Source organism: Sphingobium sp. Leaf26, from assembly GCF_001421665.1.
Classification (GTDB): Bacteria; Pseudomonadota; Alphaproteobacteria; order Sphingomonadales; family Sphingomonadaceae; genus Sphingobium.
Map to the genome: position 1 here is coordinate 1 of NZ_LMKV01000028.1, position 25,931 is coordinate 25,931.

Consider the following 25,931-nt stretch of genomic DNA (forward strand, 5'->3'; position numbering starts at 1 on the left):
CAGCTACGCCAGCTGGCAGATATCCAGCACATTCATGTCGGTATAATCCTGGTTCTCGCCCGCCATCGCCCAGATGAAGGCATAGGCTTTCGTCCCCGACCCCATATGCACCGACCAGGGCGGCGAGATCACCGCTTCCTCGTTCGCCATCACGATGTGCCGCATCGCATCGCCTTCCCCCATATAGTGGAAGACGCGGTCGGCCGGCCCATCCAGCTCGAAATAGAAATAGATCTCGCTGCGGCGTTCATGGATATGCGGGGGCATGGTGTTCCACACCGAACCCGGCTTGAGCACCGTCAGCCCCATCACCAGTTGCGCGCTGTCGCACACGCCGGGAATGACCAGCTGAAAGATGGTCCGCTCGTTCGATTCCTCAAGTGAGCCACGCTCCAGCGCATTGGCGTCGGCGATGCCCAGCTTGCGGGTGGTGAACCCCTTATGCGCCGGGCAGGAGGCCAGATAATAGCGCGCGCCCGCGCCGGCAAATTCCACATCCTTCGCGCCCATCGTCACATAMAGGCAATCCTTGTTGCCCAGCGTGAACACTTCGCCATCGACCGTGAYCGTGCCYTCGACACCACCGACATTGACGATCGCCAGTTCGCGCCGCTCCAGGAACGGATGGCCCGCCGCCGAAGCCGGCTCGCTCTGCGCRGGCAGTTTGACGGGCGCRTCCACCACCGCCACGCCGCCGATCACGAACCGTTCGGCATGGGTRTAATTCAGCACGCACTCGCCATCGCGGAACAGCCCGCCGATCAGATAGCGATCCCGCAATTCCTCGTTCGATACGCACTCCATCATGTCGGGATGCGTCGCATAATAGGTCTTCTCGAACATCGAAATCTCCTCNCCGCCGATCAGATAGCGATCCCGCAATTCCTCGTTCGATACGCACTCCATCATGTCGGGATGCGTCGCATAATAGGTCTTCTCGAACATCGAAATCTCCTCGGAACTTTGCGCCCTTATAGCGTCCGATGCTCCGAAAGGAACCATTTATTCCCTGAATGTGGAATGATGGTCCGAAATGCGGTTACTGCTCCCGCAACAATATGACATGCAGGAATCGCGGCCCATGGGCGCCCCGTACATAGCTACCCTCGATATCCGTGGTACCCGATACGCCGGTGATCCAGTAATGCGCGCGCGGCTGCGCTCCGACCAGCGGCGCCGCCTCCAGATGGGCGGCGATGTCCCGCACCGCCAGCAGCACGATATGATGCAGCGTCAGGAAATTGGGCAGCATCGGCGCCTGCGGCGACGTCTCGAAGACCAGCGACCCGCTCTCCGCAATCCCCCGTCTCGCGATCGCCAGCGCAGCGGCCTCATCCGGTGCAGCGACGTCATGCAGGGTGAAGCCGCGCCAGTCGCAGGCCATCAGGCGCGGATCAGGCGGTAGGCACAGGCTGCGCGCCTCCCCCTGCGCATCGAGATAGCGGGCGACGGCGGCCGGCAGGTCGGCGATCGTGTCGATCGCGTCATGGCTGGCGCTGACGCTGGGCAAAGCCAGTCGGGCCAGAAATTCCGCCTCCAGCGCATCTTCGTCCACCATCGGCCGCTCCGGCGCGACCAGCAGGGCATCGGCCTCCGCCTTGTCCGGCGCAGCCCCCTTCAACCGGGACAGGATGGCGTCCCGCGCACTCATCGGCGGCGCTCCTTCTTATACTGGTTCATGAACGTCTGCGGCGCGGGCTTGGGCATGTCGCGATACTGCGTCCAGCCGCCCGCCAACGGCAACCGGTTGATCCACCCCGTCTTCCCCAGCATCTGCATCGCCCGCACCGCAACCCCGGTGCCGAAGCGATAGAGCGCCGGCCGCCGCGCCACCCAGGCCCATACGCCCAGCCCCCAGCGCATCGACCTCGGCTCCAGCCCCTCGCGCCAGCTCTTCTCGCGCCACCCCTTCAGCAATGTGGGCAGCGGGATGCGCACCGGGCACACCTCCTGGCATTTGCCGTTCAGCGTACAGGCGCTCGCCAGTTCGCGGCTCTCCTTCAACCCGTCGAACACCGGCGTCAGCACCGCGCCCATCGGCCCCGGATAGGTGCCGCCATAGGCATGGCCGCCAATCTGCCTGAACACCACGCAATGATTCATGCAGGCGCCGCAGCGGATGCAGCGCAGCATCTCCGCCAGCCCTTCCTCGCGCATCTTCGTGCGGCCATTGTCGACCAGCACGATGTGCATCGCCTCCGGCCCGTCGCGGTCGCCCACGCGCTTCGGTCCGGTATAGAAAGTCGTATATTGGGTCAGCGCCGCGCCGGTGGCGGATCGCGCCAGCATCCGCAGCATATGGATGGCGTGCGGCATGCTTGGCACGATCTTCTCGATCCCAGCCGTCACGATATGGACGCGGGGCGGCACCAGCGACAATTCGGCATTGCCTTCATTGGTGACGGTGCAGATCGCGCCCGTATCCGCGATCAGGAAATTGGCACCCGATATGCCCACGTCCGCGCCCAGCATCTGCGTGCGCAATTCCCGCCGCGCGCTTTCCGCCATCGCGGCGATCGTCTCTTCCTGATGCGGGCTGCGATGCTTCGCCTTGAACAGCGCCGATACCTGCTCGCGTGTCTTGTGCATGGCGGGCCAGATGATGTGCGAGGGCCGCTCGTCCGCCAGTTGGATGATATGTTCGGCCAGATCCGTCTCGACCCGGCCGATCCCGGCCTCGGCCAGCGCATGGGGCAGGCCGATCTCCTCGCCCAGCATGGATTTGGACCGCGCCACGCTCTTCGCGCCCGCCGCCTTGCAGATGTCGATGACGATCCGGCAGGCTTCGTCCGTCGTGCTCGCCCAATGGACCCTGGCCCCCGCCGCGATGGCGTTCGCCTCGAATTCCTCCAGATAGGCGCCCAGATGCGCGATGACATGGTCCTTGATCGCGGCCGCCCTGTCCCGCGCCGCCTCGAAATCGGGGAAGGCCTCGACCGCCACCGCGCGCTTGGCTTGGGCCGTACCGGCGGTCCGCTCGACCGCGACCTTCAATATAGGGTCGGCCAGTGCGGCGTCGGCCCGATCTTTGAAACTGGCTGTAAAGCCGCTCATGCCTCTTCCCCGATCGCCGGCCCGTCACCCATGCCGGCGATCAGCTCGATCGCGTGGAAAGCGCGCACCTTGCTGCCCTTGCGATTGAGCTTCCCCGCCATGTTCATCAGGCAGCCCAGATCGCCCGCCAGCAACAGGTCCGCGCCGGTCGCGTCGATCGCATCGGCCTTCTCGCCGACGATCGCGTTGGAAATGGCCGGATATTTGACGCAGAACGTCCCGCCAAACCCGCAACATGTCTCCTCGCCCGCGAGTGGCGCGAACCGCAGCCCCTCCACGCTTTTCAGCAACCGGCGCGGCTGCGCCTTGATCCCCAGTTCGCGCAGGCCCGAACAACTGTCATGATAGGTCGCTCTGGCATCCACCGTGACACCTTCGGGCTTCCACCCGCACACCTCGTCCAGATAGGCCATGATCTCGAACGTGTTGCCCGCCACCGCCTGCGCGCGCGCGCGCCACGCCGCATCATGCTCGAACAATTCGGAATAATGGCAGCGGATCGTCCCGGCGCACGACCCCGATGGCACCACCACCGCCTCATAGGGTTCCAGCGCCGCGATCGTCTGCTTCGCCAGCGCCACCGCATGATCGCGATCGCCGCTGTTGAGCGCGGGCTGGCCGCAACAGGTCTGCCCCTCCGGCACCACGACCTCGCATCCGGCCGCCTCCAGCGCGCGGATCGCGGCAAAGCCGATGCGTGGCCGCATCAGGTCGACAAGGCAGGTGACGAACAGGGCGACTTTACGTGTCATAATCCATGGCGTTTCGCGAAGTTGAGGAACAGGTCGGGCCAGGGCGCGGGCGCGGCCGGGGCGGGCGGCAGGCCGAAACCGTGATTGCCGTTCTCGAACAAATGACATTCCGCCGCTATGCCCCGCGCGCGCAGCGACGCCAGCATCGCCAGACTGTTTTCCGGCGGCACGGCGACGTCGTTCAGCGCATGGGCGAGGAAGACGGGCGGCGTCTGCGCGCTGACATCCTGATCCATGGAATAGGCGCGCAGCCGTTCGGGCGAGGGCGTCTCGCCCAGCAATTGCGTGCGCGACCCGGCATGGACGAACGGACCCTCCATCTGGATCACCGGATACATATAGGCGGCAAGCGCAGCCTTGATCGGCTCGCGATCGCTGGCATCCACCGGGGCGTAGCTTTCCTGCGGCGTGCGGCTGGTCAGCCACGCGGCCAGATGCCCGCCGGCCGAAAAGCCCATCACGCCCACCCGCTCCGGGTCGAACTTTTCCTTATGTCCCAGCGCCCGCACCAGCCGCAACGCGCGCTGCGCATCCTGCAACGGCGCTTCCGCACCCGCCGCCCATCCATCGGCGGGCATGCGGTAGACCAGCGAGAAACAGGCATAGCCCGCCTCGGCGAAACGGCGGGCGATCGCATAGCCTTCCTTGCCGATGGCGACGCGGGTGTAACCGCCGCCGGGGATCAGCAACATCGCCGCGCCATTGGGCTTTGCCGGTCGCAGCAGCGTCAATGTCGGCGTCGTCACATGCGAGAAAGCGGTGTCGTCGGCAGGGCTTTGGGGCTGGCGCAGCGTCTCGACCTCCCGCACCGTCACATGCTCGCCGCCGGGCGCCTTGCCCGGCCAGATCGGGAAGCGCTCGAAACCCGACGGCAATGGGAAGGTCTGCGCCATAACAGGGGACGCCAGCGCCACGCCGGCGATGCTGCCGGCCAGCAAGGTCCGTCGATCGATCAGGGTCATCGGCAATCGCTCCTTCCTAATGGCGTGGCGCGGGTGAGGGCGGGGCGATCGGCCAGCACCTTGGCCGATATGGACAGGTTCAGCGCCTTCAACCCGCCGGCCACCAGATTGGCCACCTGGCGTCCGCCCACCTCGCTGAAATGGGTATCGTCGGTCACGCCCTTGGGGAAGGCGGCGATGCCGTCCCCGGCGCGATAATGGAGATAATAGGCTTTGGCAGCCTCCGGTCCCGCCCGGTCGAGCCAGCCGCGCGACAGCGATTCCAGATCGATCAGCGGCACATGCAAATCCTTCGCCAGCGCCCGCATCACGCCCGAATAGTCCGGATAATCGGCCACCGCCCTGCCATCCGGGCCGAAGTTGCGCCGCGCAACCGGCGTCACCAGCACCGGAACGCCGCCCGCGCCGCGCACATCCCAGACGAAGCGCATCAGGTTGGCGCGATAATCGGTTGCGGCAGGCGCCCACCGCTCCGGCTTGCCCCGCGCCTGATCATTATGGCCGAACTGGATCAGCACCGTGTCGCCCGGCAGCATGTCCGCCAGCAACTTCTCCCACCGCCCCTCCGACAGGAAGGTCCGGGTGGATCGTCCGCCCATGGCATGGTTGGCGACCCGCACGGTCGGCGACAGGCCACAGCCCAGCATCTGCCCCCAGCCCATCTGCGGATAACGCGCCACCCCGTAATCGGCCGCCGTCGAATCGCTGGCGATCAGAATCGTGTCGCCCGGATGCGTCGCGAAGGCGGGCAGCGGCGCGAGCAGGGCGGCAATGACAGCGGCAATTTTCGGGGCGATCTTCATGCGGCGACGTCCTGTTTGGGAACCTTCCCACCACTCCCGTTCGCCCTGAGCTTGTCGAAGGGCTCTTCTTCCTTAAAAAGCGAAGGGCTTCGACAGGCACAGCCCGAACGGGAACGGAATGTGCCTATGCTTATTGCAAATTCACATACATGCCGCCATCGACCAGCAGCGCCGCGCCGGTGACATAGGCGGCCATGTCCGATGCCAGAAACACGATCGGCCCGGCCAGATCCTCCGGTGCCCCAAGCCGACCGAGCGGCGTGCGCGCTTCCATATATCGGCGCTTCTCGACATCGGCCAGATCGTCCTTGTTGATCTCGGTCAGGATGGTACCGGGCAACACGCTGTTGCAACGGATGCCATGCTTGCCCAGCGCGATCGCCGTGGACTGCATCAGAGAATGTACCCCTGCCTTGGTCGGGGTATAGTGCGTCTGATGCTCCCCGCCGACCAGCGCGGATATGGACGAGACGGCCACGATCGACCCGCCATGCCCTTGCTTGACCATCTGCTGCGCGGCCGCCTGCACCATGAAGTAAGCGCCGTGCAGGTTCACCTTGAAGGTCCGCTCCACCACATCGACCGGCATGTCGAGGAAGGCGTGAAAGGGGCAGATGCCCGCATTGCTCACCATGACGTCGACCTTGCCGAACGCCTCGACCGCCTTTGCCACGAAGTCCTGCGCGGTTTGCGGGTCGGCGACGTCGCCCTTCACCGCGATGGCACGCTGCCCCAGCGCCTCGATCTCCGCCACGCAGCTTGCCGCAGGACCATCGCTGTTCGCATAGTTGATGACGACATCTGCGCCATGCTGCGCCGCGCCGATGGCGGCGGCGCGGCCGATGCCGGTCGATGCGCCGGTGACGAGGACGGTCTTGCCTTCAAGCAGCTTCATGGGATCGCTCTTCCTTCAGATGATGATTATCGCCGCACCGGGCGGCGGGGGGATTTGACGCCGGGGGTCCAGCCCAGGTCGGCGCTGATCTTCTGCGCGGTATCGCGTACATCCATGCTCAGCGCCTGCATCCGTTCGTCGTCCATATATTGGGCGGCGCTCGACAGGCTGATGGCGGCGACGATCGCGCCCGACGCATCGCGAATCGGCGCGGCGACACAGCGTATCTGGTCCTCATTCTCCTCCAGGTCGAAGGATCGGCCTTCGCCGGCATAGCTGCGCATCCGGTCCAGCCACTCGCCAAAATCGGCCGCATGGGTGCCCGCTTCATATTCGGCGTCGAACATCCGGCGCCACACCGGTTCCGGATCGTCCAGCAGCAACGCCTTGCCCAGGCCGGTCGAGGTCAGCGGGTGGCGGTCGCCGATACGGCTGGAAATTTCCACGCGGCGGCGCCCCGGAATCTTGTCGAGATAGAGCGCCTGCTCGCCGTCCAGCCGGCCCAGATGCACCACATCCTCGCTGGCGGCGGCCAGCGCCTCCAGATGTGGCCGGGCGATCTGCACCACATCGGCCTGGCTCTGCGCCAGAAATCCCAGCTGCAACAGCTTGGGGCCCAATTGATAGCCTTCGCGCGGCAGGAAGATCAGGAATCCGCGCTCCACCATCGCATTGGCCAGCCGATGCGTGGTCGACCGGGTCAGGCCCATCCGTTCGGACAGGTCGGCCAGCTTGATCGGCCCGTCGATCACCTGATCGAGCAGATCCAGCCCGCGATGCAGGGTCTGCGATCCGCCCGTTTTTGCGGATGCCTTTTCCTCTCGCGCCAAATTTTCCGACCCATCCGATTCTGGGTTTGACGTTTTCTGTCTCATCTAATAACACTCTATCCCACAAAATGAGAAAAACAAGGGTGAAGGAGAGGCTGGCCTGATTCTTTCCGGTCCTGCCAAACTGACACTCCGGTTCCGCATCCTGCGGCCCTGATCATATTGTGAAAGTTTATGCCTGTCGTTTCCACATATTGAACGCGGGCGAGGTTGAGGGAGTTTTTCGCGTGCCGATCGTGACGTTGCCGAAGATCAAGCATGTCCGCGCTTTCACTGTGCGCGGCGGTGGTGCCGACTATCATGACCAGGGCGAAGGCCACTGGATCGACGACCATATCGCCACCCCCATGTCGAAATATCCCGAATATCGCCAGTCGCGCCAAAGCTTCGGGATCAACGTGCTCGGCACGCTGGTGGTGGAGATCGAGGCGGAGGACGGCACGGTCGGTTTTGCTGTGACGACCGGCGGCGAACCGGCCGCCTATATCGTGGAAAAGCATCTCGCGCGCTTCCTCGAAGGCCGCGCGCCCACCGATTATGAGAAAATCTGGGACCAGATGTATTTCTCGACCCAATATTATGGCCGCAAAGGCTTGGTCATCAACGCCATTTCGGGCGTCGACCTCGCGCTGTGGGATCTGCTGGGCAAGCTGCGGCAGGAGCCGGTCTATCATCTGCTCGGTGGCGCGGTGCGCGACGAACTGCAATTTTACGCTACCGGCGCGCGCCCGGACAAGGCGAAGGAATTCGGCTTCATCGGCGGCAAGATGGCGCTGCACCACGGCCCGGCCGAAGGGGTCGAGGGCCTCAAGAAGAACATCGCCGAACTGGCCGACATGCGGTCGAAGGTGGGTGACGATTTCTGGCTGATGTGGGACTGCTGGATGGCGCTGGACGTCGATTATGCCACCCGCCTCGCCATCGCCGCCCATGAACTCGGCCTCAAATGGATCGAGGAAGCGATCAGCCCCGACGATTATTGGGGCTATCAGCAACTCAAGCGCAACGTGCCCAAGGGGATGCTTGTCACCACCGGCGAACATGAAGCGACCCGCTGGGGCTTCCGCATGCTGCTGGAAATGGACTGCTGCGACATCATCCAGCCCGATGTCGGCTGGTGCGGCGGCGTGACCGAATTGCTGAAGATCAGCGCGCTGGCCGACGCCCATGGCAAGATGGTCGTGCCGCATGGCTCGTCTGTCTACAGCTATCATTTCGTCATCACCCGCCACAACTCGCCCTTCGCCGAGTTCCTGATGATGCACCCCGGACCGACCGAGGTGGTGCCAATGTTCCATCCCCAATTGCTGGGCGAACCGGTGCCGGAAAATGGCCGTATGAAGGTCACCGCGCTCGACAAGCCCGGTTTCGGCGTCGACCTCAACCCCGACATCGCGATGCACCGCCCCTACACCCATTGATCTGACAGAGAGACTGACCTCCATGAAATTCGTTCGTTTCGGCCAGCGTGGCCAGGAAAAGCCCGGTGTCATCGACAGCGACGGCAACATCCGTGACCTGTCGGGCGTCGTCCCCGAACTGACGGTTGCGACCCTCGCCACCGCGCAGGCCGCCGACATCGCATCGCTCCCCGTCGTGGAAGGCGCGCCGCGCTACGGCGTGCCGGTCAAGGGCATCGGCAAGATCGTCGCCATCGGCCTCAATTATGAGGATCATGCGATCGAATCGAACCTGCCGATCCCGACCGAACCGATGATGTTCATGAAGGCGCTGTCGTCGCTGAACGGCCCGAACGACGAAGTCGTGCTGCCGAAAAATTCGACCCATGGCGATTGGGAAGTCGAACTGGGCGTCATCATCGGGCAAACCTGCCGCTTCGTCAGCGAAGAGGACGCCCTGTCGAAGGTCGCGGGCTACACCCTGGTCAACGACGTGTCGGAACGCTTCAACCAGAAGCAGCGCGGCACCCAGTGGAGCAAGGGCAAGGGCCACGACACCTTCTGCCCGGTCGGTCCGTGGCTGGTGACGCCGGACGAGGTGGGAGACGTCCAGAATCTCGACATGTATCTGACCGTCAATGGGACACGGATGCAGACCGGCAACACGAAGACGATGATCTTCAACGTCGCCCAACTGATTTCCTATGTCAGCGAATATATCACCCTCTATCCCGGCGACCTGATGATCACCGGCACCCCGCCGGGCGTGGGTGAAGGCAAGAAGCCGAACGCCATCTACCTCAAGGCCGGCGACGTCATGGAACTGGGCATCGAAAAGCTGGGCGTCCAGACGCAGAATGTCTCCGAATGGCGTCATCTGGGCGACGAGGTGCTCGGATGAGCATCTATGCAGGGCGCTTCGCGGGCCGCAACGCGATCATCACCGGCGGTGCGTCGGGCCTCGGCAAGCAGGTCGCCGCGCGGATCGTCGCGGAAGGCGGCCAGGTGGCGCTGTGGGATCTCAATCCCGAAGCGCTCGCCGCCACGCAGCAAGAAGTCGGCGCCGCCCATGTGGTCGCGCTGGACGTGTCGGACTATGCCGCCGTCGCCGCCGCGGCCAAGGAAACCGCGGCTGCTCTCGGCAAGGTCGATATCCTGATCTGCTCGGCGGGCATCACCGGTGCGACCGCCACCATTTGGGACTATCCGGTGGACAGTTTCCAGCGGGTGATCGACATCAACCTGAACGGCCTCTTCTACTGCAACCGGGAAGTCGTGCCGTTCCTGCTCGAAAACGGCTATGGCCGGATCGTCAACCTGGCGTCCGTCGCAGGCAAGGAAGGCAATCCCAACGCCAGCGCCTACAGCGCCAGCAAAGCGGGCGTCATCGGTTTCACCAAGTCGCTCGGCAAGGAACTGGCCGGCAAGGGCGTCATCGCCAACGCGCTGACCCCCGCCACCTTCGAAAGCCCGATCCTGGCCCAGCTTCCCCAGAGTCAGGTCGACTATATGCGCTCGAAAATCCCCATGGGCCGCCTCGGCCTGATCGAGGAATCGGCCGCCATGGTCTGCTTCATGGCCAGCGAGGAATGCAGCTTCACCACCGCGTCGACCTTCGACACATCGGGAGGCCGTACCACCTTCTAACCAAAGTTGCGCGGCGCAACCGGCCGAAAAGAGCCGGAACGCCGCAGTTATGAGAATCTCTCCGTTCGCCCTGAGCCTGTCGAAGGGCAGGCTGAGCGAAGTCGAAGCCTTCGCTGCGCTCTGGCAGTGGCTTCGACTTCGCTCAGCCCGAACGGAAGGGATGTCGCTGAACCATTGCACCGGAGAGGTCGCATGATCCCCTTTGTAGATGCCCATATCCATCTGTGGGATCTGAACCACATCCGCTACGACTGGCTGAGCGCGCCTTTTTCGGACGAAGGCCCGAACGGCAGCGTCGAGCCGATCGCCCATGATTATGGCGTCGCCCAATATCGCGCCGATCTCGCCCGCTGGAATGTCGTGGGTGCCGTCCATGTCGACGCCGGCGCGGCGGCGGACAGCGCGCTGCGCGAAACCCAGTGGCTCGACGGTCTTGCCCAGATCGAAGGCCTGCCCACCGGCATCGTCGCCTTCGCCGCGCTGAACGATCCTGACGTCGATGCGCTGCTGACCGCGCAGGCGGCGCACCCCCGCGTCAAGGGTATCCGCCATATCGTCAACTGGCATCCAGACCCCAAGCGCACCTATGGCCCGATCGACCTGACCGTCGATCCCCAATGGCAGGCGGGCTATGCCTTGCTCGCAAAACATGGCCTGTCCTTCGACCTGCAATGCTATCCGGGCCAGATGCCGGGCCTCGCCCCCCTGATCGAACGTCATCCCGACATCCCGGTGATCATCAACCATATGGGCATGCCGGTCCTGACCGACCCCGATGGCCTGGCGGACTGGCGCACGGGCATGAAAGCGCTTGCCGCGCTGCCCCATGTCGCGGTCAAGCTGTCTGGCATGGGCTTCATCCGCCGCGACTGGAGCCGCGAAAATATCGAACCGCTGGTGCGCGAAACGATCGACCTGTTCGGGACGACACGCTGCGCCTTCGCCAGCGACACGCCCACCGACAAGCTGTTCGCGCCGATCGACCGTTATATGGACGCCTATCACGCCATCGTCGCGGACTTTTCCGAAGCCGACCGCCGCGCGCTCTTCGCCGGCAACGCCAATCGCCTCTATCGCCTGGGACTTGACCTATGATCGGGAATCCGCTGCTCGGCGTCCTCTTCCATTGGCTTGGCGGTTTCGCCTCGGCCAGCTTCTATGTCCCCTTTCGTGGCGTCAAACGCTGGAACTGGGAAATTTTCTGGCTGACCGGCGGCATCTTCTCCTGGGTCATCGCACCCTGGTTCTTCGCCTCGGTCCAGACCAGCGACCTGCTGGGCGTGATGCGCCAGGTGCCGTCCTCCATCGTCGGCTGGTGCGTCTTCTTCGGCATCCTGTGGGGCTTTGGTGGCCTGACCTATGGCCTCACCATGCGCTATCTTGGCCTGTCGCTGGGCATGGCGGTGGTGCTCGGCCTCTGCACCGTCTTCGGCACATTGATCCCGCCCATCTTCGACGGCAGCTTCATGACGGAGATCGCCGGCACGACCCACGGCCAGATCGTTCTCCTCGGCCTGGCTGTCACGGTGCTGGGTATCGTCGTCGTCGCCCGTGCCGGCGCGCGCAAGGATGAGGCGCTCAGCCCCGCGCAAAAGGCCGCCGCCGTCGCGGAGTTCGATTTCAAAAAGGGCATCGCCGTCGCCATCTTCTCCGGCATCATGTCCAGTTGCTTCGCCTTCGGCCTGGCGGCGGGCGAGCCGGTCAAGGCGCTGTCCGCCGCCGCCGGCACCGGCCCACTCTGGACCGGCCTGCCCACCCTGTGCCTCGTCATGTTCGGCGGCCTCATCACCAACGCGCTCTGGTGCGGCTGGCTGATCGTGAAGAACAGGTCGGCGGGCCAGTGGATCGGCGCCCCCGACGCATCGGGCCAGCGCCCGAAACTGCTCCCCAATTTCCTGCTCTGCGCGCTCGCCGGCACCGCCTGGTATTTCCAGTTCTTCTTCTACACCATGGGCGAAAGCCAGATGGGCCGCTTCGGCTTTTCGAGCTGGACGTTGCACATGGCCTCGATCATCATCTTCGGCACCTGCTGGGGCTTCGCTTTCCGCGAATGGAAGGACGCCGCACCCGCCGTCCGCCGCATGGTGTGGAGCGGGGTCGCCCTGCTGATCCTGGCCACCATCATCATCGGTTACGGCAACCGGCTCGCCTGATGCGCCGGTTGCTGGTCGCGCTGCTGCTTGCGCTCGCCACGCCCGCAGTGGCGGCCGACGCGCCGCTGCTGACCTCCCACCTGCGCATCCACGATCCCTTCGTCGTCGCGGAGGAGGAGAGCAAAACCTACTGGCTCTTCTCAAAGAACGATCCGGCCGTCACCGGCGACAAACGGCTCGGCATCATGGCCTATGCCAGCGCCGACCTCGCCCATTGGCAGAGGCCCAAGCTCGTTTTCGCCTTGCCGGACGACAATTGGGCCAAGGACGGCGGCTGGGCGCCCGAAGTCCATGCGTGGAAGGGCCGCTGGTATCTGTTCGCGACCTTCCACAATGACAGGGCGCCGATCGTCTCCACCGGAAAGCGCCCGCTCTACCGCCGCGCGACCCTGCTCGCGGTCGCCGACCGGGTCGATGGCCCTTATACAATACTCCACAAGGGCGAACCGCCGACACCTGCCACGGCCATGACGCTCGACGGCACGCTCCATGTCGATGCAGCGGGCAAGCCATGGATGGTCTATGCCCATGAATGGCTGCAAATGGGCGTCGGCACGATCGAGGCGCTGCCGCTGAAGGATGACCTGTCCCCCGCTGGCAAGGCCCGCCTCCTGTTCCGCGCCGATGACGCCGGCTGGGTCGTCGGCCAGAAACAACCCGAAGGCGACACCGGTTACGTCACCGACGGCCCCCAACTCTTCCGCACGCATACCGGCACCTTGCTGATGCTCTGGTCCAGTTGGGGCAAGGACGGCTATGTTCAGGCGCAGGCGAGGTCGAAAAGCGGCACGCTCGCCGGCCCCTGGGAACAACTCGGCCCGCTGGTCGAGCGCGACAGTGGCCATGGCATGCTCTTTCGCACCTTCGACGGCCGGCTGATGCTGGTCCTGCACCGTCCGTTCAAGCGGGCGCTCGCCAAATTCTACGAGATGCGCGATGCCGGCGACCGGGTCGAGGTGGTGCGCGAAGCGGTCGAACTGGATGGGGAGGCCTGGCCCACCCATGGCTGCCCGATGGAGGCACAAGATGCTGGCTGCTGATATCGTCTGGCCGCTGCACGGCGCGGCAAGCGGCGCCTTCACGCTGGAGGATGGCGCGGCGCCGCCCGAACAGGCCGTCGTCACCACCGTCGATAGCCCCGTCCTGCTCGGCTACGCCCCCGAAAGCCCCAACGGCCGCGCCATGCTGATCCTCGGCGGCGGTGGCTATACCGCGCTGATGGCGGGGCGGGAGGGGGTGCAGGTCGCCCGCTGGCTGACCGCGCTCGGCTATCACGCCTTCGTCCTGATCCACCGCTTCCCCCATGCGGGCACCGGCCCGTCCGCGCCGCTCGATGATGCGCTGGCGGCGATGGCCATGATCCGCGCCAGCGCCCTCGCGCCCAACGGGCTGGGCGTGGTCGGCCTGTCTTCGGGCGGCCATCTCGCCGCCTGCCTGATCGCCGGCTATCCGGCGGCCTGGGGCAGCACGCAGCCACAGCGTCCCGACATACTCGTCATCGGCTATGCCCCCATCTCCACCAATGCGAAGGGGCGTACGATCATCGCGGACAAGCCGCCCTTGCCGCCGCTGGAGAAACAGGCGCTCTACGACGCGCTTCAGCCCGACGCGCAACTGCTGGCCGATCCGCCACCGACCTTCATCGTCTATGCCGGCAACGACCCGGTCGTGCCGGTCGCCAACGCCCACCGCCTGCATGGTGCGCTGAAGGCGGCAGGCTCCAGCCCGGAACTCCATATCTTCGCCGACGCCCCCCACGGCTTCGCGCTCGACACGCCGGACCAGCCGGTATCGCTCTGGCCCCGCCTGTGCGAAGCCTGGCTGCGGCAGGTGGGCTTTCTGTAGGGGCTACCCACCAGATCGTGCGGTTATCTCGCTTCACGCGGCCTTGAATGAAGCGTTCCCCGGCGCAGGCCGGGGTCCAGAGAGCCATGCGTTCACATCGCTACCAAGGATCAATGCCGCGCTGGCACCGCGTCCGACTGGCGGCGGATCAGTTGATAATCCAGCTTCACCTTGCCGACGATCGCGTCCGCGCCCTCGTCCTGGCTGCGGAACCGCATCGCCAGCAGGCCGATCGCCTCCCGGCTCATATCGCGGATCGGCTGGCGGATGGTGGTCAGCGCCGGCCAGATCGCGCTCGCCAGCGGGGTATCGTCGAACCCGCAGATGCTGATCTCCGCCGGCACATTGACCTTGCGCTGATGCGCCACGGTGATGGCGGCGGCGGCCATATCGTCGTTACAGGCGAAGATCGCCGTCGGCCGCGCGTCCATCGCCATCAGCCGCTCGGCCGCATCCAGCCCCGACCGGTAGGTGAAATCCCCCGGCACGATCAGCGCCTCGTCCAGATCAAGCGCATGATGCACCAGCGCATCCTTATAGCCCTGCAAACGCCGCGCGCTCGACCGGTGGCGCGGATTGCCCTCGATAAAGCCGATCCTCTCATGCCCCAGTTCGATCAGATGCCGGGTCAGGTCATAGGCGGCATGGCGGTCGTCGGTGCTGACGCTCAGCATGTCGGGCACATCCTGGTCCGTGGCGATGGCGACGATGGCGATGTCGCGGGCGCGCAGCCCCTCGATCAGTTCCGCCCAGTCGCACAAGGGCGGCGGCAGGATCACGCCCGCCACATGGGCATGGGCGACCTGCTCGACGATCTCCGAGGCGAAGGCCCCCGGCGCACATTGTTCGACCACCAGATGCAGATGCCGCTGCGGCGCCTCGCTCATCGCGCCCAGCAGCAATTCGCCCAGATAGGCCGATGTCGTGCTGTGGCTGTGCAACAAGGCGACCCGCCGGTCCGCGCTCCCGGCCAGCGCCCGCGCCGACGCATTGGGAACATAGCCCAGCGCCTTGACCGCCAGGTCCACCGCGCGCCTCGCCTTGGCGCTGACCAGCGCCTTGCCGTTGACCGCGCGCGACGCGGTCATGATCGACACGCCCGCATGGGCGGCGACGTCCTTGATCGTGGGCGGTTTCGTCTTCGGGTCGCTTTTCTGCATCCGCTCTTCCCTAGCCGCTTTTGCGGCCAAGGAAAATCGGCTGTTCAGCGTGTCAGCCGAACATGGGTCGGCGCCTCGCGATCGACGCTGATGACGCCATCCTTTTCCGTCAGTTCGGCGATTTGCAGCACGCTGCGCCGCTTCCAGTCGGGACTGGCCTTCGCCTCGTCCTCACCGTCCTGATGCACGAAATAGAGGATATAGGCCCTATCGCCCGCAACGACGATGTCGGGATGCTGCCCCTTCGCCCGATCGGTCGGCTGCAACCCCGGCGTGGCGAGGATATGGCCCGGCTGCGTCGTCCAATGTCGCCCATCGTCGGACCGCATCACCAGCAATCCCTTCCACGCATCGGAAATCAGCCAGTATCGCCCCTTCCACCGGAATGCCTTGGGCCCTTCACCCGGCGTCCGGGTCAGCCGGTCCTTCACCGTCCAGTGGATCAGGTCATCGCTGTCGGCGGTGACGATCGCCTTGTCCTGCCGCTCGTCATTGAAGAACAGCTGATAGCCCCCTTTGGGCAGCGCCAGCACGCTCGCGTCGATCACCCGGTCCGATCCCAGCTCCAGCTTCTCGCCACAGGTCCAGTCTTTCAGGTCCGGGCTGGTCAGGTGCACGATGAAGCGCGGCGCATTCCAGTCGCGAAACACACCCGGCACCACCGTCAGCCACATATGCCACTGGCCCGCCAGCCATTGCACTTCGGGCGCCCATAGCGTCTCGCCGGTGCAGGCCCTGGGAATCTCGGCGGTCCCGCCATAGGTCCAGTGCGCCCCGTCCTTCGACCGGGCGACGCCGATCGCGGTGCCATGGACCCAGCGCACATCCCTGGGATCGTCCATGGGCAGGTCGGCGCGCCGATTGGTGTAGAACATCACCCATTCGCCCGTCCGCCGATCCCGCACGGTGGAGGCGTCGGCCGCCCCGTCATGCACCGGATCGCGGAACAGCGGCTTGGGCGCCACTGTGCCGCCTGCCGCCGCCAGCAGCATCAGCGTCCCGATCATCGCAGCAGCTTCAGATCGACGGCGTCGGCCATGACCCGGAATCCCGCGTCATTGGGGTGCAGCGCATCGCCGACATCATAGGGCTTTGCCATGCGCGCGGGATCGGCCGGATCGGCGATCGCCTTGGCCAGATCCACGAACCCGTCCGCCTCGCCGTTCTGCCGAATCCAGTCATTGACCGCGACCCGCACCGCCTCGCCTCCGTCGCTCCAGTAACCCGCGCCCTTATAGGGCAGGATGGTGGCCAATATGACCTTCACCCCCCGGTCATGCGCCCGCGCGATCATCTGGCGGTATGCCCCGATCAGCTCGTCGCGGGTCGGGATCGGGCGCTGCTGTGCAAAGGCCGACCCGATATCGTTCACCCCTTCCAGCACCACCACATGGGTCACGCCCGGCACCGCGAGCACATCGGCGTCGAATCGTGCCAGCGCATTGTCGCCCTCGCCTTCGCTCAGCAGCCGGTTGGCGCTGATCCCGGCATTGGCGACCCCCACGGACGTCCGCCCGGCCTTCTGCAACCGCTCCGCCAGCAGGTCGGGCCAGCGCCGGTTGCTGTCCGGCGTCGCGCGCACCCCGTCGGTGATGGAATCGCCCAGCGTCACGATGGTCGTCCCCGCCCGGCGATTCTCCACTTCCACGCCGGACAGGATGATGCGCGGCCCGATCACCGTCGCGTCGGTCAGGCGGGTCGCTCCGGTCTGGTCGCCCGGCGCGGTCCATCCGGTCGCGGCCGAATAGCTGTGGACCGTGGCGTCCGGCGCGCCCTGCGGCAGATGCAGGCTGATCGTCAGCTGGGTCAGCGGCTTGACCGGCATCGCGATCGGATCGCTCAGCAACGGCGCGCGTGCCGGCACGGTCGCGCCCTGCGCGCCGTTGAAGGTCACGACATGGTCGGACCCTGCCACGATCGCGCCATTCTCGTCCGTCATCGCGACATGCACCGCGCCCAGCAGCAACGGCTGGCCCGTCATCTCGTTCGACAGGCGCAGCCGGATACGCTGTCCGCCGCTGCTGATCCGCACCACCTGTCGCACGGTCCGGTCCTGCAAGTCCGGGCGTTTCTCCGGCGGCGCCTTCGACATCAAAGGCGCGGCCATCCAGCTACGCGACCAGCCATCGGCCAGCGCCGGCGCCGTCATCAGTGCGCCCGTCAGTAGCACGCCCAGCAAAAAGCTCCGCTGCATCATCATCCTCCCCTTGTTCACCCTGCCGATCGGGCTACCGGATTGTTGCCCCATAGCTGGTCGTAGCGCCAGCCGGACAAATCTTCGACCACCATGGCGGCCGCGGGGGAGGAGGGCGTCGTGGCCCCGCTCCGCAGATGCTCGATCTCGCGCATCAATATGTCGTGCGTGGCGGGGCTGAGGCGAAAACGGGTCGAAACGGCGATGCCGAAGGCGAGGCAACCGACGGTCCCCACGCCCAGCAGCAGCGCCATGGTCAGGATCGCGCCATGGCTCTGCGCCTGCGCGCCCGACACGAAGCCGCCCGCCTGCATGATGAAACCCACGGCCACCACGGCGGCGGCCTGCGTCGCCTTGCGCACGAAGGTCATGACGCCGGCGAAGCTGCCCTCGCGCCGCTGGCCGGTGACGATCTCGTCCACGTCGGCCATATAATTATAGGTCGCCCAGGGAATGTAATTGAGCGCCCCGCGCCCCAGGCCCACCAGGACGATGGGCAGCCAGATCCACGGGGACGTCGCCGGCACGCCCAGCAGCCACAGCGCCAGCAGCACGAACACGCCCACGGCGAAATCCGCCGCCGCCACCTGATAGGCTCTCGCCGGCGACGCGCGCAGCGCCAGGTTGATGGCGATGATGACCGCCACGAACTGCACGATATACATGGTGCCCAGCAGGCCCGACGCGATCGCCATCGACCCTGACAGGGCGAAGATCACGAAGAAGGTGAAGGCCGCGTTGAAAATATCCTGGCTGATATAGCCGCCCAGATACATGCCCAGATGCAGCCGGAACGCCCGGATACGCATGGTCGAAAACAGGTTGCGATACAGCGCCTTCAACGCCTGCCCCGCGCCGCCCGCGCTTTTCTGCGCCGGCATCGCCGCCATCCCGCCGGGCATATGCCGTTCCCAGCTGAACAGATAGAGCAGCCCCGCCGTCACCATGAACAGCGCGGCAAAGATCAGGCCCATATAGAAGAAGGTATCGGCGCTGTCCCGGCCCAGAGCGTTGATCAGCCACAGCGGCAGGAAGCCGGCAAGGATCGCCGACGCCTGCCCGAACAGGATGCGCGCTCCGGCGAATTTCGCCTTGGTCCGATAGTCGGTGGACATTTCCGCCGCCAGCGTCTCGAACGGGATGATCTCCATGGCATAGACCAGCTCGAACAGCACATAGCTGACCAGATAATACCAGAATCCCTGCCCCGGCAGCCACATCAGCGCAAAGCTGGGCAGCAACGGGATCGCGGCGAGAATGAAGAAGCGCCGCCGCCCGAACCGTTGCCCCAGCCAGGTCGATCCGAAATGGTCGGAAATATAGCCGATCATGGGGGAAGCGAAGGCGTCCAGGATGCGCGCGACGGCAAAGATGGTCGCGGCCTGCCCCGCGCTCAATCCACAAAATTGGGTGTAGAAAATCAGCACCCAGCCGGAAATGACCGCCATCGACCCGGCGCCCAGCACATCGTTGGAGCCATAGGCGAGATAATTTTGCAGGCGGACGGGTCGGGTCGTTTCAGGCACGTGCAATCTCATCCTCGCCGTGGGGTATGCCCGTGATTCTTATCCTCGGGCATAGGCATTAAATGCCACATAGTGGAAGTCTATCACGCAATATGAAATTAATGCAAGGCAGGATCGGCCTCGACGGGCAGGAACCGCACCGCCTCGATCATCACCCCGCTGTCGCTGGCCGACACTGCCAGATCATGGCCGCCGCCCGCCACTTCTCCGGGCAGCGGCAGGCTCAGCCGATTGTCCAGCACCCCCATCGCCCAGTCCCGGCTCCCTGTCTCGCGCGGGACGGTCAGCGCATGATCCACACCGTCGATCCCTATCGTCAACCGCAACGGATCGCCATCCCGGTCGGCATAGGCGGGCAGCAAGTCCACAATCATCTGCCACCGCCCGGCAGGCAGGGTGACGGCCGCTTTCGCCTGACCGCCAATACTGCTGGCCGCAAGCATCTCGCCCCGGCGGCCCAGCCCGTCCACCAGCCGCCATCCTGCCCCGGTCACAAAGTCGCGTGGCGCAACACCTGTCCAACTCGCTGTCTCAATCGGCCCGCGCGCAGGCCCGATGGCCGGTACAACCGCATCCAACGCCGGCACGATCGGCGGGATCAGGCGATAGCTGCGCCATTGCCCGTCGGCCGGCTCCACCGCCATCATTCCCCGCCATTTCCCGCCGGCGATGTCGCGATTATAGCGCCGCGTCAGCGCCCCGATCGCGGCATCGGCCTCCTGCGCCACCTGCCCCCGCCGCGTCGCTTCCGCCAGATCGCCGTCGCGCAGCCTATCATGCGCCTCCGCCGCGAAGAATCGCCGGTTCGCCGCCGCCGATGCCCGCACTGGATAGCCGACCAGCTCGAAAAAAGCGTCCTGCCGTTCTGGCGCGACCAGCGGCGCGATCCGCCCGACCGCCGCCTCCATCGCCGCAAAGGCCGCCAGCCGCGCATCGGCCTGCGCCATCGTCAACGGACTTTGCCGCGCTTTCTCGCCCGGCCGATACCATTGAAGATGCTCCGGCCGCCGCGCGAAATTCAGCCGATGATAATCCCGCAATATCGCCGCAACCGGCTCCGCCACCGCCGCGCCGATCGTCTCCCCGGCCCATTTCTCCACAAATTTATCCACAGGCTCGGCCCGCACGCGCTCCACGTCCCACGCCAGGCGCAGGAAATAGTCGGTGCCCAGTTCCGCCGGCTTCAGGTCGCCGACATTGACCACCCACATGGTCTGCGCGCCCATGTCCCAGGCCCGGCCCATTTCCTGCCGGATCAACGCCGGCGGCGTGGTCGACAGCCAGAGGTATGAAAGCGGCGCGCCGAGATAGGACAGGTGATAATAGACGCCCGACCCACCCTTGCGCGCGCGCTCGGCGGCATCGGGGAAATGGCGGATATAGCCGAAATTATCGTCCGGCCACATCAGCGTCACATCATCCGGCACCGTCAGCCCCGCGCGATAGACGTCCAGCACTTCCTTATAGGGCGTAAAAACCTGCGGCGCCCCGGACAACCCCGCCTTTCCCAGCATTTCCCTTTGATCGGCAAAGATCCGTTCCAGCGTGGCCCGCTGTTCCTCCACCGTCTTCGGCCCGACCATCCCGCTGTCATGGATGCCCCGCATCCCCAGCGTCCACACGCTTTCATAGGCGGCATTGGCCGTCACCCGCTCGCGCCAATAGCGCCGCACGCCATCGGGGTTCTTCAGATAGTCGAAATCCGCCGCCGGCGCGGTCCATTCGCCCACATTGTTGCGCAGCATCGGCTCGGCATGGCTCGATCCCATCACGATCGCATAGCGATCCGCCAGCGCCGCATTGGCCGGATCGGCATTGAACGGCCGCGTCACCTTGTGCATCGCCGGCCACAACAGATTGGCCTTCAACCGCAGCAGCAGTTCAAAGACATGTCTGTAGGTCTTCGGCCCCAACGGCTTTTCATTCGGTGCTTGGCTACCCGCAGCCCAGGGCACCAGTCCCCAATCCTCGTCATTCAAGAACATGCCGCGATATTTCACCGAAGGCGGCCCGAACCGCTGCACGCCCTTCGCGACATAGAGCGCATCCCGGTGCAGCGGCACGACATCCGCCCACCAGTGCCAGGGCGACACGCCGATCGCCCGCGACAGTTCGTAAGCGCCATAGGCCGTCCCTCGCCGGTCGCTGCCCACGATCACCAGCGCGCGGGGAACGCCCGGCGCCGGCCGATCGACGGTGATGATCAGGAAACTCTCCCACGCGCCTTTCAGCTTGCCGACGTCGATCCGCTTCGCCGCCACCAGCCGGTCGATCGCGGCATGGCGTCCCAGCGTCCCGATCCACACCTGCGCCGCGCCGCCTTCGGACGCGCCGCTGACGGTCGCGATATCCCGGCGCAGGTCGGCGGCGGCGATCCGTACCACGTCATGATCCGCCGCATCGGTGATGATCCGCGCCGCCTGTCCCCTGGCCGCCAGCACGAAATCGCCCGCCTGCGCCCGGTCATGCACCCATTCCTCAGCCAGCGCCGGCGTGCCCAGCAAAAATGCCGCCAGCCCGATCAGGCCGACGGCATGTCCGCGCAAAAGGCGAAAGAGGTACAGTCCTTCCACAGCCGTCCCCTCCCGCCGCCTGCCTCAGATATAGGTCCGCAAAAACTCGCCCAGCGCACAGATGGCCAGGCTCTGGCCATAGGGCATGGAGGTGAGGGCGATATCCTTGTAGAATTGCTGGCTACTGCCCATCGCGGTGCCGAAGCTGACCTGCTGCAATTCGCCCTTGTCATCGATATTGGCCAGCACGCCGCGCACCGCCTTGATGCCGACCGCTTCATAGTGGCGCGGCAAATAGCCCTTCCGCACCGCTTTGAGGATACCATAAGCGAAACCGGCGGTGGCCGACGCTTCCAGATAGCTGGTCGGATCGACGATCAGCGTATGCCACAGCCCCGTCTCTGCATCCTGCGTCTCGGCCAAGGTTTTCACCTGCGCCGCCAGCGTGTCGATCAGGAAGGTGCGGAAGAAATCGCCCTCCGGCAGGTCCAGAATCTCGATGATCTCAGGGATTGCGATCGTCACCCAGCAATTGCCGCGCGCCCACAAAGCCTGCGCATAATTATGCCGGCCGTTGAAATCCCAGCCATGGAACCACAGGCCCGTCTTCGTATCGTAGAGATATTTGATATGGACCAGAAACTGCCGCTTGGCTTCCTCGATATAGGCCGGACGGTTCAGCAGCAGGCCGATCTTGGCCAGCGGCAGCACCGACATCATCAGCGTGTCGTCCCACATCTCGCCCGGATTCTCGTCATTATAGACGATATGCTGGAACCCGCCTTCCTCGGTCTTGGGCAGGCCGTCGTCGGCCATCAGCCATTCGGCCCAGGTGTCGAGATAGGGGATATAGCGCGGGTCCGGCTCATATTCATACAGATAGGCCAGCGTGATGAACGGGGCCATCGTGTTGATATTCTTGGTCGGCGTACCCTCGGCAAAGCGATCCTCGAACCATTGCTTGATGATCTCCAGCGCCTTGTAATCGCCGGTCTGCTCGAAATAGCGCCACATGCCGAACAGGCCGACGCCATGGGTCCATTCCCAACCGGCCCAGCCCTTGGTGTCGATGATGCGGCCATCGTCCAGATGGAGCAGGAATTCGCCCGTCTCGTCCTTGATATTGACGAGATTGTCCATCAGCCGGTCGATGGATGCAACGACCTCACTACGCGGGACGTCATGATGGATAGCGGCCACTTACTGGATCTCCTTAAGGTCTGAAGGTGCGTTTGGCGCGGCAACCATCTGCACTGGCAGACCGCCTTTCACGGTATGAAGGGTGACGAGGCGCACGCTTTCCAGCGCGTCGCCCGGCTGGCCATCGGATGTGACGGCCAGCGCGATATGATTCTTGCCCCGGTGATTGAGGATGCCTTCGGGGATAGGGAAAGTGCGTTGCGGCCCGACATGAGCGACGAACTGCCCCATGTTCCAGCCATTGACGAAGATCAGCACGCGATACCGCACCGGCGAGCGCGGTTTGGACGCATCGCCGAAACGCACGCCGATGGTCGCATCCTGCGCCTTGGGCACATTCAGCGCAAAATCGGTGCGATACCAACTGGTCCCCGCGTCCATTTGCGTCGCGGGCAGGCTGACCTTGCCCCAGGCCCTGTCGTCAAAACCGGGCAGGTGCCAGCCCATCCGCTCGCCAAATTGGCCGCCATTATTGGCCGGGCCGCGCATCGGATCGGGCAGGTCTTCGCCGCCCTGCTTGCCCTGAATCTTCCAGTCGATCGGCACGGTGAAGCTGCGCCCGCTGGGACCACCCTCCAGCGATGCCGAAATCAGGCCGCGCGCTTCCTTGTGAAAATCGTCGCTGTCCAGATCCCAGTTATGGCCGTTGTTGCGGACCATGACCGACACGACATGCGCGCCGCTTTGAGCACCGGCGGGCAGGGCGAAACGCGCCGTCCCGGTGGTGATCGGCCGGGGCAGGCCGGTCGGCGTCTCCGCCTCGCCGATGAACTGCCCATCGACCCACGCCTGCACCAGTCCCGCGCCGCCCGCACCGTAAAAGAGCGATAGCGCCTTCGCATCCGGCGTTCCGGTAAAGCGCCCGCGATACCAGACGTCGCCGTCATGAAAGCCATAAGCGTCCATGCTCATATTGGGCTGGCCGTCCGGGCGGATGGTGGTGGGGGCGTAGGGCCGCCTGTCGATCGCCTGCCAGGCGCTGTCGTCAAAGGCCGGATCGGCTTCCGGCGACCCCTTGGCCATGCGCCAGTCGGTCAGCGCGGGTAGAGCGATGTCGGCTGGTCCGCTCAGCGGCTGGGTCGCGATCAGGCTGCCGATGGCCGTGCGCTTGGTCGCGACCGCCGCCCTGTTCCACATAACCGATCGCACGGCGGCGGGCGCCCAGATTTCCAGAAGGCTTTCCCCGGCGGTGTCGCCGGTCAGCGTCAATGCGCCGCCCTTGATCGTCGCGCTGCGCACCAGAGCCGGCCCGCGCACCAGCGCATCGCCCTGCCGCCAATAGCGCGCGCTTTCGGCTTCGTCGGCCAGAATGAGCGTCAGCGGCGGATGCTCTCCGCCCTCGATCCGCACTGCGGCGCGACCCTGATGCATGTAGCTCAGTTTCAGGTCGCCCTTGGCCGCATCGAACGCGCTCGAAACCTGCCCCTCCAGCACCGTCACCTTAGGCGCGCCGGCATAGCGCAACACCGTCTCCCCCGGCTCGCCCGCGCGCCCGTAGAGCAGCATGACGCCATCCAGCGAGGCTTGCAGTTCCGACGTCGAATAGACCAGCCGCTGCCCGTTCAATGTCACGCCCGCGACCAGCCACTTCGCGTCGAAGCCATTTAATTGCATCGGCACCGTGTAGCGGCCGTCCGGCAGGTCGGCGGTAAAGCTGAACGCATCGTGCGTCTGCCCGTTGGACGGCTTGTGCGTCACCATCAAAAAGCGCGCGTCCGTCTCCGGGCTTTTATTATGATAGATCTGGATGTTGGGCGACGAAATCACCGGCTGCCCGGCCGGCACCATGCCCGCCAGATCGGGGACGGACGCGATCAGCCCGCCCAGCGCCTTCATCTCCATGGCCTTGTCGCGCAACACGCGCGGCTCGGAAATGGCCGATCCATAATCATAGCTGGTGAACACCACCGGCGCCGGCAACCAGCCCCAACTTGTGCCGCCATAGCTCATGTAAAAACTCTGGATGCCGATCCCGTTGGCCAGATTGGTGCCATAGAAAACCCGCTGGAACCGCTTGCCGCGCTGGATGGCGTTGCACTCGTAACCGCCGTTCGACCCCCAATAGTCGAACCAGCCGCCACCGAACTCCGCAAGAAAACCGGGCGTGTCGGGCGAGGCGGACGCGCCGCCCTTCGCTCCGCCCGGACCATAGAAACCCCAGTCGGGCGCGGCGACATCGCGGGTCGGCTTGCCTTCCACGGTGCAGGTGCCGCCGGGATAGCCATCGAACGCATACATGTCGTTCGGGCCATGCACGACCTTCTCGACTTTAGAGCTTTCCGGCGCCCAATATCCGTTGCGCCCCTGATCATTGTGGAACAGCGGCACGCTGATCCCATCGGCCCGCGCCTTGGCGTAAAGATGGTCCATGTAGCGGCGCTGCGCCGGTGTCGTCAGCGCCAGCTCATTTTCGATCTGGTGCAGGATGACGCCATAGCGGCGCTTGGGATCGGCATTGATCTGGTGTTTCGCGATGATCGGATTGATGTGGCTCAGCCATTCGTCGGCGGCCTTCAGATAATCGGGGTCATCGGTGCGGGCACGCGCGCGCTGGTTGACCAGCCACCCCGGAAAGCCGCCGCGCGACAGTTCCGCATTCACATAGGGACCGGCACGGGTGATGACGTAAAGGCCTTCCTCCTCGGCCATGGTGAGCAGCCGGTCGATGTCGCGGATGCCGCTGAAATCATACACGCCCTGCTTGGGGCTGTGATAGCCCCAGTCGAAATAGAGGGCGACGCTGTTATACCCGCTCGCCTTCATCTTCTGGAGGATGTCGCGCCAAAGGTCGGGGGAGGGCAGGCGGAACGGGTGGAACTCGCCGCCCCAGATCACCAGTCGCTTGCCATCGACCATCAACGACCGGGCGTCATAGGATACGCGGCCGAACGTCTTTACCGGCGCGGCAAGATTGGCGGTCGGCTTCGCCTCCTGCGCAACGGCCGGCATGGCGAGGGTGGACCCCAGCAACAGGGCGGCGATCAACGAACGCATGGC

General features: G+C 65.0%; 22 protein-coding genes. 7 read left to right on the forward strand and 15 right to left on the reverse strand.

Annotated features, from left to right (window positions below):
* Positions 1 to 3: 3 nt before the first annotated feature.
* From kduI to ASE85_RS15735, 8 genes are all read right to left on the reverse strand, one after another.
* Positions 4 to 843, reverse strand: coding sequence for a 5-dehydro-4-deoxy-D-glucuronate isomerase (kduI, locus tag ASE85_RS15700; RefSeq protein WP_056691214.1), 840 nt, complete (start codon positions 841 to 843; stop codon positions 4 to 6).
* A gap of 196 nt (positions 844 to 1,039) precedes the next feature.
* Positions 1,040 to 1,651: a LutC/YkgG family protein gene (locus tag ASE85_RS15705; RefSeq protein ID WP_056690376.1), complete on the reverse strand. Its 612-nt coding sequence runs from the start codon at positions 1,649 to 1,651 to the stop codon at positions 1,040 to 1,042.
* Entirely contained in the window at positions 1,648 to 3,054 is a 1,407-nt protein-coding gene (locus ASE85_RS15710) for a lactate utilization protein B (protein WP_056690379.1), read from the reverse strand. Before ASE85_RS15710 ends, ASE85_RS15705 begins: the two co-directional genes overlap by 4 nt.
* Positions 3,051 to 3,809 (reverse strand): (Fe-S)-binding protein, encoded by a 759-nt coding sequence (locus tag ASE85_RS15715; RefSeq protein WP_156358407.1) that lies wholly within the window; start codon positions 3,807 to 3,809, stop codon positions 3,051 to 3,053. The genes ASE85_RS15710 and ASE85_RS15715 overlap by 4 nt, the downstream gene beginning before the upstream one ends.
* The gene (locus ASE85_RS15720; protein WP_056690383.1) at positions 3,803 to 4,768 is read right to left on the reverse strand and encodes an alpha/beta hydrolase; all 966 of its coding nucleotides are present in this window, start codon (positions 4,766 to 4,768) and stop codon (positions 3,803 to 3,805) included. The genes ASE85_RS15715 and ASE85_RS15720 overlap by 7 nt, the downstream gene beginning before the upstream one ends.
* Entirely contained in the window at positions 4,765 to 5,571 is an 807-nt protein-coding gene (locus ASE85_RS15725; protein ID WP_056690386.1) for a rhamnogalacturonan acetylesterase, read from the reverse strand. Before ASE85_RS15725 ends, ASE85_RS15720 begins: the two co-directional genes overlap by 4 nt.
* 130 nt (positions 5,572 to 5,701) lie before the next feature.
* Positions 5,702 to 6,466 carry an SDR family NAD(P)-dependent oxidoreductase gene (locus ASE85_RS15730; RefSeq protein ID WP_056690389.1) on the reverse strand — a complete coding sequence of 255 codons (765 nt, stop codon included), beginning with the start codon at positions 6,464 to 6,466 and terminating at the stop codon, positions 5,702 to 5,704.
* A 26-nt stretch (positions 6,467 to 6,492) separates the two neighbouring features.
* A complete protein-coding gene (locus tag ASE85_RS15735) occupies positions 6,493 to 7,341 on the reverse strand; it encodes an IclR family transcriptional regulator (RefSeq protein ID WP_056690392.1) in 849 nt (282 codons plus the stop codon).
* A 191-nt stretch (positions 7,342 to 7,532) separates the two neighbouring features.
* Between ASE85_RS15735 and rhmD the strand changes: the two genes are divergently transcribed.
* From rhmD to ASE85_RS15770, 7 genes are all read left to right on the forward strand, one after another.
* On the forward strand, positions 7,533 to 8,717 hold the full coding sequence (gene rhmD / locus ASE85_RS15740; protein WP_056691216.1) for an L-rhamnonate dehydratase: 1,185 nt from the start codon (positions 7,533 to 7,535) through the stop codon (positions 8,715 to 8,717).
* A gap of 22 nt (positions 8,718 to 8,739) precedes the next feature.
* Positions 8,740 to 9,597 carry a fumarylacetoacetate hydrolase family protein gene (locus ASE85_RS15745; protein WP_056690395.1) on the forward strand — a complete coding sequence of 286 codons (858 nt, stop codon included), beginning with the start codon at positions 8,740 to 8,742 and terminating at the stop codon, positions 9,595 to 9,597.
* Entirely contained in the window at positions 9,594 to 10,343 is a 750-nt protein-coding gene (locus tag ASE85_RS15750; protein WP_056690398.1) for an SDR family NAD(P)-dependent oxidoreductase, read from the forward strand. Before ASE85_RS15745 ends, ASE85_RS15750 begins: the two co-directional genes overlap by 4 nt.
* Before the next feature lie 192 nt (positions 10,344 to 10,535).
* The gene (locus ASE85_RS15755; protein WP_056690401.1) at positions 10,536 to 11,438 is read left to right on the forward strand and encodes an amidohydrolase family protein; all 903 of its coding nucleotides are present in this window, start codon (positions 10,536 to 10,538) and stop codon (positions 11,436 to 11,438) included.
* Positions 11,435 to 12,496, forward strand: a complete 1,062-nt coding sequence (gene rhaT, locus ASE85_RS15760) for an L-rhamnose/proton symporter RhaT (RefSeq protein WP_056690404.1) — start codon at positions 11,435 to 11,437, stop codon at positions 12,494 to 12,496. The genes ASE85_RS15755 and rhaT overlap by 4 nt, the downstream gene beginning before the upstream one ends.
* On the forward strand, positions 12,496 to 13,536 hold the full coding sequence (locus ASE85_RS15765; protein ID WP_056690406.1) for a glycoside hydrolase family 43 protein: 1,041 nt from the start codon (positions 12,496 to 12,498) through the stop codon (positions 13,534 to 13,536). Before rhaT ends, ASE85_RS15765 begins: the two co-directional genes overlap by 1 nt.
* The gene (locus ASE85_RS15770) at positions 13,523 to 14,341 is read left to right on the forward strand and encodes an alpha/beta hydrolase (protein ID WP_056690409.1); all 819 of its coding nucleotides are present in this window, start codon (positions 13,523 to 13,525) and stop codon (positions 14,339 to 14,341) included. The genes ASE85_RS15765 and ASE85_RS15770 overlap by 14 nt, the downstream gene beginning before the upstream one ends.
* 110 nt (positions 14,342 to 14,451) lie before the next feature.
* Here ASE85_RS15770 and ASE85_RS15775 read toward each other — a convergent pair whose 3' ends face one another.
* From ASE85_RS15775 to ASE85_RS15805, 7 genes are all read right to left on the reverse strand, one after another.
* On the reverse strand, positions 14,452 to 15,501 hold the full coding sequence (locus ASE85_RS15775) for a LacI family DNA-binding transcriptional regulator (protein WP_056690411.1): 1,050 nt from the start codon (positions 15,499 to 15,501) through the stop codon (positions 14,452 to 14,454).
* Positions 15,502 to 15,545: 44 nt separating this feature from the next.
* Positions 15,546 to 16,508, reverse strand: coding sequence for a family 43 glycosylhydrolase (locus tag ASE85_RS15780; protein ID WP_056690414.1), 963 nt, complete (start codon positions 16,506 to 16,508; stop codon positions 15,546 to 15,548).
* Positions 16,505 to 17,701 (reverse strand): SGNH/GDSL hydrolase family protein, encoded by a 1,197-nt coding sequence (locus ASE85_RS15785; RefSeq protein ID WP_235523572.1) that lies wholly within the window; start codon positions 17,699 to 17,701, stop codon positions 16,505 to 16,507. Before ASE85_RS15785 ends, ASE85_RS15780 begins: the two co-directional genes overlap by 4 nt.
* Before the next feature lie 11 nt (positions 17,702 to 17,712).
* A complete protein-coding gene (locus ASE85_RS15790) occupies positions 17,713 to 19,221 on the reverse strand; it encodes an MFS transporter (protein WP_235523573.1) in 1,509 nt (502 codons plus the stop codon).
* A 98-nt stretch (positions 19,222 to 19,319) separates the two neighbouring features.
* The gene (locus tag ASE85_RS15795; RefSeq protein ID WP_235523574.1) at positions 19,320 to 21,794 is read right to left on the reverse strand and encodes a glycosyl hydrolase 115 family protein; all 2,475 of its coding nucleotides are present in this window, start codon (positions 21,792 to 21,794) and stop codon (positions 19,320 to 19,322) included.
* Positions 21,795 to 21,818: 24 nt separating this feature from the next.
* Positions 21,819 to 22,934, reverse strand: coding sequence for a beta-galactosidase BglB (gene bglB / locus ASE85_RS15800; protein ID WP_056690420.1), 1,116 nt, complete (start codon positions 22,932 to 22,934; stop codon positions 21,819 to 21,821).
* Entirely contained in the window at positions 22,935 to 25,928 is a 2,994-nt protein-coding gene (locus ASE85_RS15805; RefSeq protein ID WP_056690422.1) for a glycoside hydrolase family 35 protein, read from the reverse strand. It lies immediately after the preceding gene.
* Positions 25,929 to 25,931: the final 3 nt, after the last annotated feature.